Below are 13689 nucleotides of genomic sequence, written 5' to 3'. Positions count from 1 at the left end.
CTCAAGTGTTTAGCTGCTGTCGAAAAAGTGAACGGCCGTCAGCGATCCGTGTGTTCAATCCTTGCGGAGGACAGGCTAACGCTCGGCTGTATCTTTTTAAAGAGGGGTTTAAATGTCGACTTTCGACCGTCTTTCCGCCTATCAGCCCTATGGGCTGGCTGCTCTCAGGATCATCACCGCGCTGCTGTTCATCGAACACGGCACGATGAAGCTTTTCGCTTTCCCTGCTGCGCAGATGGCCGGCCCACTGCCGCCGCTGATGCTGTTCGCGGCCCTGCTCGAGCTGATCGGCGGCATCCTCATTCTCGTCGGCCTGCTGACGCGTCCGGTCGCCTTTCTGCTGGCAGGCCAAATGGCCGTCGCCTATTTTATGGCGCACGCCCCGAACAGCTTCTTCCCGGCCGTCAACCAGGGCGACGCCGCGATCCTGTTCTGCTTCGTCTTCCTCTATCTGTTCTTCTCCGGTCCTGGCGCTTTTGCCGTCGATAACCGCAAGACAGCCTGAACGATACACTGAGGGGCGTCGGCGACGCCCCTCGATCTCATATCAGGCGGTAAGCTTGAGGCCGGCGATGCCGGCGACGATCAGCGTGATGCAGGCAAGGCGGGAGACACTTGCCTCATCGCCAAGCAGCCAGATGCCGAGAAAGACCGTGCCGACCGTGCCGATGCCGGTCCAGACCGCATAGGCGGTGCCGATCGGCAGATGCTTCACCGCCAGGCCGAGCAGCACGATGCTGACCACCATGGATATGACGGTCAGCGCCGTCGGCAGCGGCCGTGTGAAACCCTCGGTATATTTAAGGCCGATCGCCCAGCCACATTCGAAAAGACCGGCGAGAAAAAGCAGAAACCAGGCCATGCGACTCTCCTTGTTCAAGAGCGAGGCCGTCCCCGCGACAGTTGCATCCCAGAGGATGCCGCAGTCGTCTGCGATAACGCCTATATGCGTGAGGAAACGGCCGACTTCAAGGTAGGAATCGGCATGGCTGCCATGCCACCCGCTTCTTGCGGCCTACAGCGCCGCGCGTCTTTTAGACGTGCAAAGGACGCTGTAGCACCCGTAGTTGCTGCATCACGGCTGCCCGCCAGCCTCCGCGGCAAGGCTTTTGGCGCGGCGGCAGAGGCGATCGAAGGTTTCGAGGAAGCGTGAGCGGTCCTTCGGGCTGAAGGCGGCGTTGTAGCCCTTGCTCTCGCCGGTTTCGCGCAAATGCGCGCCGAGATCGCGCATGGCGCTCGCCATGCCGATATTGGTCTCGTCGAAGACGCGCCCTGTGGGGCCGCTGACGAAGGCGCCGGTCGCGACACAGCGCACGGCGAGCGGCACATCGGCGGTGACGACGACATCGCCCGCGCCGGCGCGTTCGGCGATCCAGTTGTCGGCGGCGTCGAAGGCGTTGGAGACGATGACGTTGTGGATCATCGGATCGCGCGAGGGGCGTAGGCCGGAATTGGCAACGAAGGTGACCTCGAGGCCGTGCCGTTCCGCGACCTTCAGGATTTCCGGCTTCACCGGGCAGGCATCGGCGTCGACGTAGATCATGGCAATATCCTCATGCCGGTTGCGTGGCCCGCTGGCGGACCATATCGATATGGGGAATGCCGTCTTGCAGATATTCCTTTGACACCGCGATGAAACCGAAAGATTCATAGAACCGGCGCAAATGGGCCTGTGCCGACAAGGCAATGGGATTTTCCGGATAAAGCCGCTCGCAAGCGGCAATCGCCTCGCTCATCAGTACATCGCCCAGCCGCTTGCCGCGATGATCAGGCGAGACGACAACGCGGCCGATCTTCGACGGATCCTGTGGCTCATACGGTTTTAGGATTCGCGCCGCGCCCAGGAGTTCGGCACCTTCCAGCAGCCGCAGATGTAAGGCATCGATATCCTTGCCGTCAAGTTCCGGGTAGGGGCAGTTCTGCTCGACGACGAAGACATCGACGCGCATTCTCAAGAGGTCGTAGAGCTCCCGCGCGGGAAGTTCATCGAGACTCCTGAGGTCTACCCTATAGGTGGCAGCAGCCCCCGTCGCCTTGACCTCCACCAGCACTTCGCCGGCCCGCTGCTCCTCCAACTGCACGGTCATCACTTCCAGTGGTTTTCCTGCCTGAACGGCAACGGCGGCGCGGACGTCCATTTGATATCTCCCTGCTGATTTTGTCGGTACCCAGCTGCTTGTCGGGCTGAGCTCGGCATGGTCGGCAAGCCCCGCTGACGTGAAGCCGGCCGCCTGGCTTATCTCTCAGGCAAATTCCATGATCACGGCGTCGACGGCCAGGCTTTCGCCGGCCGCGGCATTGATCTTCGAGACGACCAGATCGCGGTCGGCGCGCAGCACGTTTTCCATCTTCATCGCTTCAACGATCGCAAGCGTCTCACCGGCCTTGACCTCCTGGCCCTCGGCCACTGCGATGGCGACGACGAGGCCGGGCATCGGGCAGAGCAGGAGCTTGGAAGTATCGGGCGGCAGTTTCACCGGCATCAGCCTGTCGAGCTCGGCATGACGCGGCGAAAAGACCTTGGTCGTCACTGAAAGTCCCTGCCAGTCGATACGCAAGCCGTTCAGAACGGGGCGAATCTGCGCGGTGATGTCGCGACCGCCGACCTTGCCGCTCCAGACTGGGTCGCCCGGTCTCCAATCGGTGACAACATTCTGGCTCACGCCCTCTATCGCCCCCTCGATCGTCATGTCCATATCGAAGGGAATGGTGACGAGGTCGTCGAGCAATCTTGCCGCGACGTGGTTGTCGCCGATCTTGACCACCCAATCTTCGCGTAACGCGCCCGCTGCGGCGCGCAGACGATCGGCGAAACGTTCGCGGCGGTTGGTCTCGATCAGCGAGGCGGAGAGGGCGATGCCGGCAAGCACGGCCTCTTCCGCCGGGTCCGGTTTCATCGGCGCGAAACCATCGGGATATTCCTCGGCGATGAAGCCGGTCGACAGCCGTCCCTCGCGCCAGCGCGGATGTTTCATCAGCGCCGACAGGAAAGGAACATTGTGCTCGATGCCGTCGACGACGAAGCCGTCGAGCGCCTGGGCCATGGCCTCGATCGCTTCCAGCCGCGTCGGCGCCCAGGTGCAGAGCTTGGCGATCATCGGATCGTAATACATCGAGATCTCGGCGCCTTCGAAGACGCCGGTGTCGTTGCGGACGACGACGTTGCCGGTCCTGCCTTCCGCCGGCGGCCGGTAGCGCGTCAGGCGGCCGATCGAGGGCAGGAAGTTGCGATAGGGATCCTCGGCATAGAGCCGGCTCTCGACCGCCCAGCCGTCAAGCCTGATATCCTCTTGGGCAAAGGGAAGGAGCTCTCCCGCTGCGACACGGATCATCTGCTCGACGAGGTCGATGCCGGTGATGAGTTCGGTCACGGGATGCTCGACCTGCAGGCGGGTGTTCATTTCGAGGAAATAGAAATTGCGGTCGCGGTCGACGATGAATTCGACGGTGCCGGCGCTCTGGTAATCGACGGCTCTCGCCAGAGCCACCGATTGTTCGCCCATCGCCTTGCGGGTCGCTTCGTCGAGGAAGGGCGACGGCGCCTCTTCCGCCACCTTCTGGTTCCGCCGCTGGATCGAGCATTCGCGCTCGCCGAGATAGACGACGTTGCCATGCGCATCGGCCAGGACCTGGATCTCGATATGGCGCGGCTCGACCACGAACTTCTCGATGAAGACGCGGTCGTCGCCGAACGAGCTTTTCGCCTCCGAGCGGGCGCGCTCGACGCCGTCGCGCACTTCCGCCTCGTTCCAGGCAATGCGCATGCCCTTGCCGCCGCCGCCGGCCGACGCCTTGATCATGACGGGATAACCGATCCCGCCTGATATCACTTCCGCATGGGCGGCATCCTCGATGATGCCGAGATGGCCGGGCACGGTGGAGACACCGGCGGCATTGGCGAATTTCTTCGATTCGATCTTATCGCCCATCGCCATGATGGCTTTCGGCTTCGGGCCGATGAAGATGATGCCCTGCTTTTCCAGTTCAGCGCAGAAGGAGGCGCGTTCGGACAGGAAGCCGTAGCCGGGATGCACAGCCTCGGCTCCGGTTGCCTTGCAGGCGGCAATGATCTTTTCGGCAACCAGATAACTCTCCGACGCCGCGGCCGGGCCGATATGAACGGCCTCGTCGGCCATCTCGACATGCAGCGCGTCCCGATCCGCATCCGAATAGACCGCGACGGTCAAAATGCCCATGCGGCGCGCAGTCTTGATCACACGGCAGGCGATTTCGCCGCGATTCGCGATCAGGATTTTCTTGAACATCGAGACTCCACCCAGAAATGCATCCCGGAGTTTTACGCACAAAACACCGGAACGCACAATCAGGCTTGCGGAGCGTCAGGCGACGGCAGCTTCTGCGACGGGTTCCTCGTCGACGATGCGCAGCCAGCGGCTGCGCCGCGGCTCGGCATAGTCGCGCAGCTCGACGGCAGCCATGATCCCCGCCCATTGCGGATGATTGGCGCCGCGCAGCGCTGCCTGCTCGATCTGCTGGAGAACGCCGTATTCGACCGACGAGACCGGGATGGTGCCGCCTTCGGCGACGCTTCTGAAGATGCGCATCGCATAGTCGATGTCCTGGCGGGTGATGCCCCGGCGATCGATGGCGCGCGACAGCTTGTAGCCACCGATATTGTCGGTGATCGCCAGGCGAAGCTGATCGAGGGCGAGCGCTCTCAACTCGACTGGGACATCGGCCGAAATCTCCATGACGTGGAGAATGAGCTCGAGTTCCAGCGCCGAGTTGACGACACCATCGGTCGTGAACATGCGCATGATCCAGGCGACGTTAATTTCATCCAGCGAGCCCTGCGGATAGGTGTAATGGACGATGAAACCGGCGAGCTGCTCCACGAAGAAAGCGTTCCAGTCGGCACATTTTTCAGGGCAGGAATTGTTGAGCGCCAACATCGCCACGACATCGTCGGATGTCCGGATACCCTCCGGAAAACTATGTTTGCGCAGCAGTATTATATCTTCGGCCGTCAGCCGATGCTTGCCGGCCACGACACAGGCCGGAAAAGCGAGACGAAATTCGCTCATGTTTTAACTCCAGGCTTCATCATGAAACCGGAGACAGTTTTACCGCCTGCAAATTGACGATCCCTCAAGAAGAGGAGTTAACCCGATATTCCCGGGGTCAGGAAGATTTTAACGACTGCGCCTGCAGCCGCTCCCGCCAGATGATGAAGAGGCCTGAAGCAACGATGATGAAGATGCCGATCCATTTGGAAAAGCTCGGGAAATCGTTGAACAACGCATAGCCGAGAACGGTCGCCGAGATGATCTCGAAGTACTGGAACGGCGCAAGCAGCGACAGCGGCGCGAGGCGGAAAGCCCGGACCACGAGCATATGCGCATATCCCGAGATCGAACCGAGGGCGAGAAGCAGGACAAGGCCGAGGCCGGAGGAGGGCAGGGAGACGGCAAAATCGGCATTGCCGGAGCTGCTGCCGAGGAGAAGGGCGGCTGCCATGAAGACCGTTCCGCCGATGCCGGCCATCGTCTGCATGGTCAACGGCGAATCGGCCTCGCCGATGGCGCGGTTGAGGAAGAGATAGAGCGAGAACAGAAAGGCGCAGGCGACCGGCAGCAGCGCCTTCAGGCCAAAGATTTCGTAGCTCGGCTGAATGACGATCATCGCGCCGCCGAAGCCGACGACGATCGCCGTCCAACGCCGCCAGCCGACCTTCTCTCCGAGAAACAGCGCCGACAGAGCGGCCAGCATGAAAGGCTCGACGAAATAGATGGCGAAGACATCGGCAAGCGGCATGTATTTGACGGCGACGAAGAACAGCAGGCTCGCGCCACCATGCAGCGCACCGCGCAGCAGGTTCATCCACGGCCGTTGGGCCGAAAGCGCCTTCAGCCCGAAAAGGGCGAAAAGAATCGGCAGGGTGCAGGCGATCTGGAAGAAGAATCGGTAGAAGGTCACCTGACCCGGCGACATCGCCTCGAAGGTCGCCATGTATTTGGCGATGGCGTCCATGATCGGCAGGATGAGCATGGCGCCGGACATGATGGCCATGCCCTGCAGGGAATTTTGATGGGGCTCTGACATGGCTGCTGATTCTTGCGAGGATGACGCCATCAACCATGAGAAGGCCGGGCAATCAAGCCGAGCAATCGCAAATGGCTTCGCGGTGAAAACGAAATCTTCGCTTAGAGAGCGTTTCCCTGAAGGGAAATGGTGCGGTCGAGAAGACTCGAACTTCCACGGGTTGCCCCACAGCGACCTCAACGCTGCGCGTCTACCAATTCCGCCACGACCGCATCGTGGTAGGTGCCGATTTGCGTCGGCGGGGCAGCATGTAGCAAAAGCATCTGGGGTGCACAAGGGCGATATGACAGTTTTTTTCAAAACCGCTCACAGCATTTGAATTGGCCCCGAAACGGGTCCATATAGCTGTGCTGTCGCCCCTTTTTTCAGGCATTTCGGGGAGAGCGGCAAGGAATGGCCATGCTTCGCACCGATCTCGAATTCTCCATGCTTCCCCAACTCGGAACCCGGCCGGTACGCTGGCGCATCACCGATGGCCTCGTCCCCTATGAGGAGGCGGTGGAGACGATGGAGCGCGAGGTGGCTGTGATCGCCGATGGCGGTGATGAGCTCGTCTGGCTCGTCGAACATCCGCCGCTCTATACCGCCGGCACCAGCGCCAATGCGAAGGACCTCGTCCAGCCGAACCGGTTTCCGGTCTTTGCGACAGGGCGTGGCGGTGAATACACCTATCATGGACCCGGCCAGCGCGTCGCCTATGTCATGCTCGATCTGAAAAGGCGGCGCCAGGACGTGCGCGCCTTCGTCGCCGCCCTTGAAGATGTCGTCATCCGCACACTCGACATGATGAATGTCCGCGGTGAACGACGTGAAGATCGGGTCGGCGTCTGGGTGCGCCGGCCGGAAAAGCCATTGCTGACCGATGGGACGATGGCCGAGGACAAGATCGCCGCCCTCGGCATAAGGCTGCGGAAATGGGTGACCTTCCACGGACTGTCGCTCAACGTCGATCCCGATCTCGATCATTTCGGCGGCATCGTGCCCTGCGGGATCTCAGCCCATGGCGTGACCAGCCTCGTCGACCTTGGCTTGCCCGTGATGATGGCTGATGTCGATATCCGCCTGCGCACCGCCTTCGAGGCGGTTTTTGGCGAAACGACGGGCGAAACCTGACCCCTTTGGGGAACCGCTCGCCGGGCGTACAGAGATGGATTGAAAAGAGAAGGGCCGTTTTCGGCCCTTCTCTTTATCAGATCAATGCGTCGCGCGGCATGCTTCGGTGCGGGAGGCGCCGCTGTCTGCACCCTTGGTGTGGGAGCCCTTCGGGCCAATCATGCTGTGGCATGGGGGCAGGGGGTTGATACCGGCCGTTGCGGTCTTGTCGACGACAGGAGTCGCCATGGCGCTTGGGGCGAAGCCGTCGCTGTCATTGGTGTAGTCGCTGGAATAGGCCGGCGCCTTGTGGCTGCTGTAGTGGACCGGAGCGGGCTTCGACATCGGGCTCGGGGCAAAGCCGTCGCTGTCGTTGGTGTAATCGCTGGAATAGGTGGGCTGGGCGAAGGCAGCGCCGGCAAGGCTGACGGCGAACAGGGACGCGGCAAGGGCAAATTTGATGCGCATGGGTCTATCTCCTCAATCTGCTGTTGAATTCCACAACATAAACTAACCCTCGGCACACACGAGTTCGCGCCCCAATTCAGGCAATTTTGTGATAATGTGGCGACGCAGCCGCGACCATTTGTCCAAATGAAATCGCAGTGTTGTCAACGGAATTGACGTTATCGTGACAGAAGCCGCCTAACAGAAATCGGCGATTGGTCTCGTGAATAAGGCAGTTGTTGCTACAATCGTAAATTGTTAACTTTTAGTAATGTTGAGAACGATCATCAACGGAAGGCGGCAGCCCCTCCCGTTGATGATCTGCGCTGTGCGTAATGCGTTAGTCCTCGTTCGGGATATGCGCGTCGACACCGGTCAGCTGCAACTTGTTGCGGACATGATGGACGCCGTCCACCGAAAGCGCGCCGAGTTCGACCTTGCGGGCGATGCCGATCGTCTCCACCGATCCTTCCAGGGTGACGACGTGACCGTCTGCGTGAACCTCGATGCTGTCGATATCGACCTCAGGAATGTTTTCGAGATTGTCGTTCACTCGCGCTTCGAGGTCGTCGCTTTCGCCGCGGTCGATCGTATCTGCGCGCAGCGAATCTCTCAGGCGGTTCTCGTTGCCGTCTTCATCCGTGCCATCTATCCGGAAGCCCTTGTTGGGATCGCTGTCGAAATTGGCAGCTGTCTCGCCGTAAGGACGATTATCCGGGCCGCCGGTGCCGGCGCCGCTGCCATCGGCATAGGGCCAGCCGTCGTCGAGATTGCGCTCTTCGAGATCGCGATAATCTTCTTCCCGGGAAAGCTCAGGCTTTTCGTGGGAAAACTGGGTCTTGTTACCGATCTTTGCCATTGCATTTGCTCCTTGTTTCTCTGCTGGAAACGCCGGCAGCAGTGAATGGTTCGGCATGGACGGTGATTTGTCAGCCGTGATTGTCAGCCCTGGGCCTTCTCCCATTTTTTCACGACACGATCGCGCTTCAGCCGCGAGAGGCGCTGCAGCCAGAATATGCCGTCGAGTTGGTCGACTTCATGCTGAATGCAGATGGCGAGGAAATCTTCGGCACCGTCCTCGTGCACGGCGCCCTCGGCATCCTGATAGCGGAAGCGGATCGCCCGCGGGCGGGTGACCTCGTCTGTCGCGCCGGGCATCGAGACGCTGCCTTCGGGATGGTTCATCGTCTCCTTCGAAAACCAGGTGATATGAGGATTGACGTAAAGGCGCACGCCGTCGGCCTTATCGAGTTCCAGCACCGTGACACGGCTGAAGACGCCGATATGGGCGGCGGTGATGCCGACACCGGGAGCTGCGCGCATCGTCGCCAGCAGGTCACCGGCAAGGGCTGTGAGCGAGGAATCGAAGGCCGTCACCGGCGCGCAGACAGTCTTCAGGCCCGGATGCGGATAACGCAGAATCGGACGGATGGGCATGGGGCGGGCTTCCTCTGCTTGGACGGGTGAGGAAACTATCGCCGGCCGCGTGCATTGTCATCACGAAGCACGGTTTGCCGCTTTACGACACGGATGCTTTGGGCTAGCAGGGGGCCAAGAATTCCGGCTGCGGGAGCCTCGCGTGGGATTGGCTTATCCGCTTGTTGACAATGTGTTTTCGGCCGACATTTGCGAATGCGGCGCGGCAGTCGTTGAAATTCGAACCAGATGCGAGGGCGGCAGATGACGACGACCGATGGGGAAGACCGCATTCGCAGGCGTCCCGATGACGAGGAAGCCGATATCTACGACGAGGACGGCAATGTCCGCGGCGATTTCCTGGCGCTTGTCGGTGCCGCGATCGCCGACCGCGACACGCTGTTCCTGCGCCAAAACGTTGCCCGCCTGCATGAATCCGAAATAGGCGACCTGCTGGAATCGATCCAGCCGGATCAGCGCCTGGCGCTGGTGCGCCTGCTCGGCGACGATTTCGACATGACGGCGCTGACCGAGGTCGACGAGGCGATCCGCCGCGAAATCGTCGACCAGATGCCGAACGCGCAGATCGCCGCCGCGATCGGCGAGCTCGATTCGGACGATGCTGTCTACATTCTCGAAGACCTCGACAAGGAGGACCGGGAAGAGATCCTCGCCCAGCTGCCGTTCACCGAGCGGGTGCGGCTGCGCCGGGCGCTCGACTATCCCGAAAGCTCGGCCGGGCGCCGCATGCAGACGGAATTCGTCGCCGTGCCGCCGTTCTGGACGGTCGGCCAGACGATCGACTACATGCGCGACGAAGAGGATCTGCCCTATTCCTTCTCGCAGATCTTCGTCATCGATCCGACCTTCAAGCTGCTCGGCGCCGTCGATCTGGACCAGATCCTGCGCACCAAGCGGCAGACGAAGATCGAGCAGATCATGCGTGAGACCAACCATCCGGTTCCGGCCGAGATGGACCAGGAGGAGGCGGCCCAGCTCTTCGAGCAGTACGACCTTCTCTCAGCCGCCGTCGTCGACGAAAACGGCCGGCTGGTCGGCGTGCTGACCATCGACGACGTCGTCGACGTCATCCACGAGGAGGCGGACGAGGACATCAAGCGCCTCGGCGGCGTCGGCGACGAAGAGCTGTCGGACAATGTGCTTTCGACGGTGCGTTCGCGCTTCCTGTGGCTTTTGATCAATCTCGGCACGGCGATGCTGTCGGCAAGCGTCATCGGCCTGTTCGACGCCTCGATCGAGAAGATGATCGCGCTTGCGGTGCTGATGCCGATCGTCGCCTCGATGGGCGGCAATGCCGGCACGCAGACGATGACGGTGACGGTGCGCGCGCTCGCCACCCGCGATCTCGACATCTACAATGCCGGCCGCATCATCCGCAGGGAGGCGGGCGTCGGCATCCTCAACGGCATCGTCTTCGCGACGATCATGGGCGCGATCGCCGGGACCTGGTTCCACGACTACCAGCTCGGTGGGGTGATTGCGGCGGCGATGGTCATCAACCTGATGGCGGCAGCCCTTGCCGGCATCCTGCTGCCGCTGCTGCTCGACAAGATGGGCGCCGATCCGGCGATCGCCTCGTCGGTCTTCGTCACGACGGTGACAGACTGTACCGGCTTCTTCGCCTTTCTTGGTATCGCCACATGGTGGTTCGGCATCTGACCGCCCAAAAATTGACTATTACGTAAAAGTCAATATTATCGTCTGTCCGACGACGGGGAACACATGCCGGTGAACAAATATTATAGCATAACGGAACTGACGCGCGAATTCGGGGTCTCGACGCGCACGCTCCGCTTCTACGAGGACGAGGGACTGATCCATCCGGAGCGGCGTGGGCGCACGCGTTTGTTTCGGCAAGCCGACCGGCGGTTGATCGGCGAAATTCTCCGCGGCCGGCGCATCGGCTTCACCATCGCGGAGATCCGTGAGATCATCCAGGTCTACAAGGAGCCGCCGGGCGAACTCGGCCAGTTGAAGCTCCTGATGAAGCGCGTCGACGAGAAGCGCGACGACCTGCGCCAGAAGCGCAAGGATATCGACGATACGCTGGCGGAACTCGACTCTATCGAAGAGACTTGCCTCGGCCGCCTCGCCGAAATCGGCGTCAACACCTGATCATTGCTGGGGCTGTGGCGCGGGCGCAGGCTCGATCTCGGCGCTGCACTGGCTGGCAAGCGCAGTAATCCGCTCATCATCCCCTTTGACCGTCCCCCACTGGAACGGCGCGAAGAGCTGCTGCGCTTGCATTTGATCGAGCGTGCACTGACAGAAGCTGTGGCAGATCGCTTCGCCCTGTTCGACTGTGCAGGCGGTATTGCACTGCCGCAGATAGACAGCCGGATCGGGTTGCGGCCGCGCGATGATGAAAGTCAGGCCAAAGGCGATGGCGATCAGGACCGGCTGGTGAATGAGATAGAAAGCGAGGCTGTGGCGGCCGATGCGCGCGAGCCAAGTGCCGCCAGTGCCGAATGCTGCCAACCGCTGCGGCAGCGTCGTCAAAAAAGCCAGGCGCGCGAGGCTTATGCCGACGAAGAAAGGGACGGCCCATGGAAAGAGCGGCACGTAGTCGTTCGACCGGTCGGGCGTCGCTGCAAAGCCTAGCCAGGCGAGATATTTCGGATCAAAAAGATGCCAATCGAGAATACCCGGCATGATGAAGGAATCGGCGATCCACGCGGCGAGCAGCGCGAGAGCGGCAAGCAGCGTTAGCGCAAGTGGCAGGCGCAGGAAGACCACACCGATCAGGCTCAGAACCGCTATACAATGCAGGATGCCGAAATAAATCCATTCGTCGGGCATGAAGTAGCGTGTGGCAGCCGATATGACTGCAGCTGCACCAGCAATCATGCCTAAGCGCTTCCAGAAAGATGTCCAGCGTATCTCAGGCCGGCTGGCGAGCACCAGGCTGACGCCGACAATGAAGAGAAAGGTCGTCGCGATTACGCGCGCATAGATCTTCAGCCATCCGCCCTCCGCCGCTCCGGGCGGGAGATAATGCATGTATTCCAGATCCCAGCTGAAGTGATAGGTCGCCATGGCGATCAGCGCGACGCCGCGCGCCGTATCCAATAGACCGATGCGCGGCGGCTTTGCCGCCGCATCGGCTTCCCTTGCCGGCAATGTCATCAAAGTCCCTCGGGCAAATCAGGTCCGTCGCTCGACGGCATATCGCGGCGAATATCAGAAAGGTGGAGATTTGATGGCGGGCCAGCATCCATGATCGCCAGCCGCGCCTCCGAGAAGAACTGCCGCCGTGCAAGCACGAAGATGACGATCGCCGTCGTCAGCATGAAGACATAGGGGTTGATAAACCAGCCGAGATAGCCGATCGACAGGAAGATCGCCCTGAGGCCCTCGTTGAAATTGCTGCCGGCAATGACATTCATGCGGATGACGCGTTCGGCGGCCCGCTCAGCGGCGATGATGTCGCGCTCGGTGTCACGCATCATCGGGATCGAGCCGAAGAGGATGGTGCAGTAGTTGAACAGCCGGTAGGACCAGCCGAATTTGAAGAAGGCATAGCCGAAAAGCGCTGCCAGGCCGCCGACCTTCATCTCGAAGACGGCATGGCCGCCATGGAAGACGAAGGGCAGGTCGGCGAAGACGGCGTCGACCTTCTCCGTCGCGCCGAGCAAAGCAAAGCAACTGCCAATCGCGAAGATCGAAGTCGAAGCGAAGAAGGCGGTGCCGTTCTGCAGCCCGGCCATGATCTGCGTGTCGATCATCTTCAGGTCGCGGCGCAGCGAATTGTAGATCCACTCCCGGCGCCGTTCGGTCATCGCATGGGTCAGGCTAGTGCGTCCGAAGAAGGTGCGGCCGTGCAGGAGCCAGGAATAGCCCATCCAGACAAAGGCAAAGAAAGCCAGAGCGATATAATCCGCCGTCGTCATCAGTGATTCAGTCTCCGCATGAACGCGGCCACTATGCCGCAAATCGGATTATGCCGCATGGCCGAGTTCGGCGGCTTTACGCGGGCTTTCGGCCATGCGGCAGTTCGGCATAATCGAGCCGTCGGGAAACGACAAGGCTTGGTGGACAGCCGATCGGCATCTTCTGGAACGAACGACAGCAATGCGGTCATTCGTCAGCTTGCGGATTCGGGGCGGCAACCCGAAGAAGAAAAAAAGGACGGCGCTACCCCTCCAGCGCCTCAATCATCCCCACCCGCGTCGCATGCCGGCCGCCCTCGAAACGAGCGGTCAGGAACGCATCCACGATATCGAGCGCCAGCCCTTCGCCGACCACGCGCACGCCAATCGAAAGCATGTTGGCATCGTTGTGCTGGCGGATCATGCGGGCCGAGAATGTGTCTGCGCAGACGCCGCAACGGATGCCCCTTATCTTGTTCGCCGCCATCATGATGCCCTGGCCGGTGCCGCATAGAATGATGCCAAACCGGCAATCGCCGGAGGCGACGAGACGCGCCGCCGCTTCACCGTGCTGAGGATAGTGTGTGCTCTCCGGCGTTGTCGGTCCGATATCGACCGCTATCCAGCCTTGCGCCGCGATATGACCGGCAATGGCCTGCCGGAGCTGAATGGCGGCATGGTCGCTGGAGAGGGCGATGCGGTTGGTGGCTGTCATGGAGAAGTGGTCCCGTTTTCCAAAGCAATTTGCCGTCCTGACGATGCACGCTAGCGCATCGGCCCG

Annotated in this window: 16 protein-coding genes and 1 tRNA gene; 4 read left to right on the top strand and 13 right to left on the bottom strand. The window is 61.1% G+C overall.

From position 1 onward, the window contains the following. Positions 1 to 112 precede the first annotated feature (112 nt). On the top strand, positions 113 to 505 hold the full coding sequence (locus tag B5P46_RS33355; RefSeq protein WP_129422443.1) for a DoxX family protein: 393 nt from the start codon (positions 113 to 115) through the stop codon (positions 503 to 505). Positions 506 to 547: 42 nt separating this feature from the next. Here B5P46_RS33355 and sugE read toward each other — a convergent pair whose 3' ends face one another. The 7 genes from sugE to B5P46_RS33320 all read right to left on the bottom strand — a co-directional run bounded on the left by sugE (position 548) and on the right by B5P46_RS33320 (position 6275). Then, complete coding sequence (sugE, locus tag B5P46_RS33350; RefSeq protein ID WP_003559670.1) at positions 548 to 862, bottom strand: quaternary ammonium compound efflux SMR transporter SugE; 315 nt, start codon at positions 860 to 862, stop codon at positions 548 to 550. A gap of 213 nt (positions 863 to 1075) precedes the next feature. Beyond that, positions 1076 to 1543: a YaiI/YqxD family protein gene (locus tag B5P46_RS33345; protein ID WP_128402576.1), complete on the bottom strand. Its 468-nt coding sequence runs from the start codon at positions 1541 to 1543 to the stop codon at positions 1076 to 1078. Between the two features lie 10 nt (positions 1544 to 1553). Beyond that, positions 1554 to 2138, bottom strand: coding sequence for a GNAT family N-acetyltransferase (locus tag B5P46_RS33340; protein ID WP_129422442.1), 585 nt, complete (start codon positions 2136 to 2138; stop codon positions 1554 to 1556). 105 nt (positions 2139 to 2243) lie between these two features. After that, positions 2244 to 4265 carry an acetyl-CoA carboxylase biotin carboxylase subunit gene (locus B5P46_RS33335; RefSeq protein WP_129422441.1) on the bottom strand — a complete coding sequence of 674 codons (2022 nt, stop codon included), beginning with the start codon at positions 4263 to 4265 and terminating at the stop codon, positions 2244 to 2246. A gap of 75 nt (positions 4266 to 4340) precedes the next feature. Next, on the bottom strand, positions 4341 to 5045 hold the full coding sequence (locus B5P46_RS33330; protein ID WP_129422440.1) for a hypothetical protein: 705 nt from the start codon (positions 5043 to 5045) through the stop codon (positions 4341 to 4343). A gap of 97 nt (positions 5046 to 5142) precedes the next feature. Then, entirely contained in the window at positions 5143 to 6093 is a 951-nt protein-coding gene (locus B5P46_RS33325) for a DMT family transporter (RefSeq protein ID WP_206735444.1), read from the bottom strand. 97 nt (positions 6094 to 6190) lie between these two features. Then, positions 6191 to 6275: transfer RNA gene (locus B5P46_RS33320), tRNA-Leu, on the bottom strand. 181 nt (positions 6276 to 6456) lie between these two features. Between B5P46_RS33320 and lipB the strand changes: the two genes are divergently transcribed. Further along, positions 6457 to 7176, top strand: a complete 720-nt coding sequence (gene lipB, locus B5P46_RS33315) for a lipoyl(octanoyl) transferase LipB (RefSeq protein WP_129422438.1) — start codon at positions 6457 to 6459, stop codon at positions 7174 to 7176. A gap of 81 nt (positions 7177 to 7257) precedes the next feature. On the opposite strand, the gene B5P46_RS33310 is transcribed toward lipB, so the two are convergent. The 3 genes from B5P46_RS33310 to B5P46_RS33300 form a co-directional block, all read right to left on the bottom strand. Then, positions 7258 to 7623 carry a hypothetical protein gene (locus tag B5P46_RS33310; RefSeq protein ID WP_020050075.1) on the bottom strand — a complete coding sequence of 122 codons (366 nt, stop codon included), beginning with the start codon at positions 7621 to 7623 and terminating at the stop codon, positions 7258 to 7260. 319 nt (positions 7624 to 7942) lie between these two features. Continuing rightward, the gene (locus tag B5P46_RS33305; protein ID WP_129422437.1) at positions 7943 to 8461 is read right to left on the bottom strand and encodes a BON domain-containing protein; all 519 of its coding nucleotides are present in this window, start codon (positions 8459 to 8461) and stop codon (positions 7943 to 7945) included. Between the two features lie 83 nt (positions 8462 to 8544). Continuing rightward, positions 8545 to 9039 (bottom strand): peptide deformylase, encoded by a 495-nt coding sequence (locus tag B5P46_RS33300; protein ID WP_129422436.1) that lies wholly within the window; start codon positions 9037 to 9039, stop codon positions 8545 to 8547. 243 nt (positions 9040 to 9282) lie between these two features. Here B5P46_RS33300 and mgtE point away from each other — a divergent pair, with 243 nt between their 5' ends. After that, positions 9283 to 10698 (top strand): magnesium transporter, encoded by a 1416-nt coding sequence (mgtE, locus tag B5P46_RS33295; protein ID WP_129422435.1) that lies wholly within the window; start codon positions 9283 to 9285, stop codon positions 10696 to 10698. 63 nt (positions 10699 to 10761) lie between these two features. Next, positions 10762 to 11154, top strand: coding sequence for a MerR family transcriptional regulator (locus B5P46_RS33290; RefSeq protein WP_129422434.1), 393 nt, complete (start codon positions 10762 to 10764; stop codon positions 11152 to 11154). On the opposite strand, the gene B5P46_RS33285 is transcribed toward B5P46_RS33290, so the two are convergent. From B5P46_RS33285 to rpiB, 3 genes are all read right to left on the bottom strand, one after another. Further along, positions 11155 to 12165 (bottom strand): heparan-alpha-glucosaminide N-acetyltransferase, encoded by a 1011-nt coding sequence (locus B5P46_RS33285; RefSeq protein ID WP_129422433.1) that lies wholly within the window; start codon positions 12163 to 12165, stop codon positions 11155 to 11157. Beyond that, positions 12165 to 12929: a DUF599 domain-containing protein gene (locus B5P46_RS33280; RefSeq protein ID WP_129422432.1), complete on the bottom strand. Its 765-nt coding sequence runs from the start codon at positions 12927 to 12929 to the stop codon at positions 12165 to 12167. The genes B5P46_RS33285 and B5P46_RS33280 overlap by 1 nt, the downstream gene beginning before the upstream one ends. Before the next feature lie 244 nt (positions 12930 to 13173). Then, complete coding sequence (rpiB, locus tag B5P46_RS33275) at positions 13174 to 13623, bottom strand: ribose 5-phosphate isomerase B (protein WP_129422431.1); 450 nt, start codon at positions 13621 to 13623, stop codon at positions 13174 to 13176. Positions 13624 to 13689: the final 66 nt, after the last annotated feature.

The sequence above is a fragment of the Rhizobium leguminosarum genome, from assembly GCF_004123835.1.
GTDB lineage: Bacteria > Pseudomonadota > Alphaproteobacteria > Rhizobiales > Rhizobiaceae > Rhizobium > Rhizobium leguminosarum_M.
The sequence above is the reverse complement of the archived record's forward strand: the minus strand, read 5'-3'. Positions and strand labels throughout refer to the sequence as shown.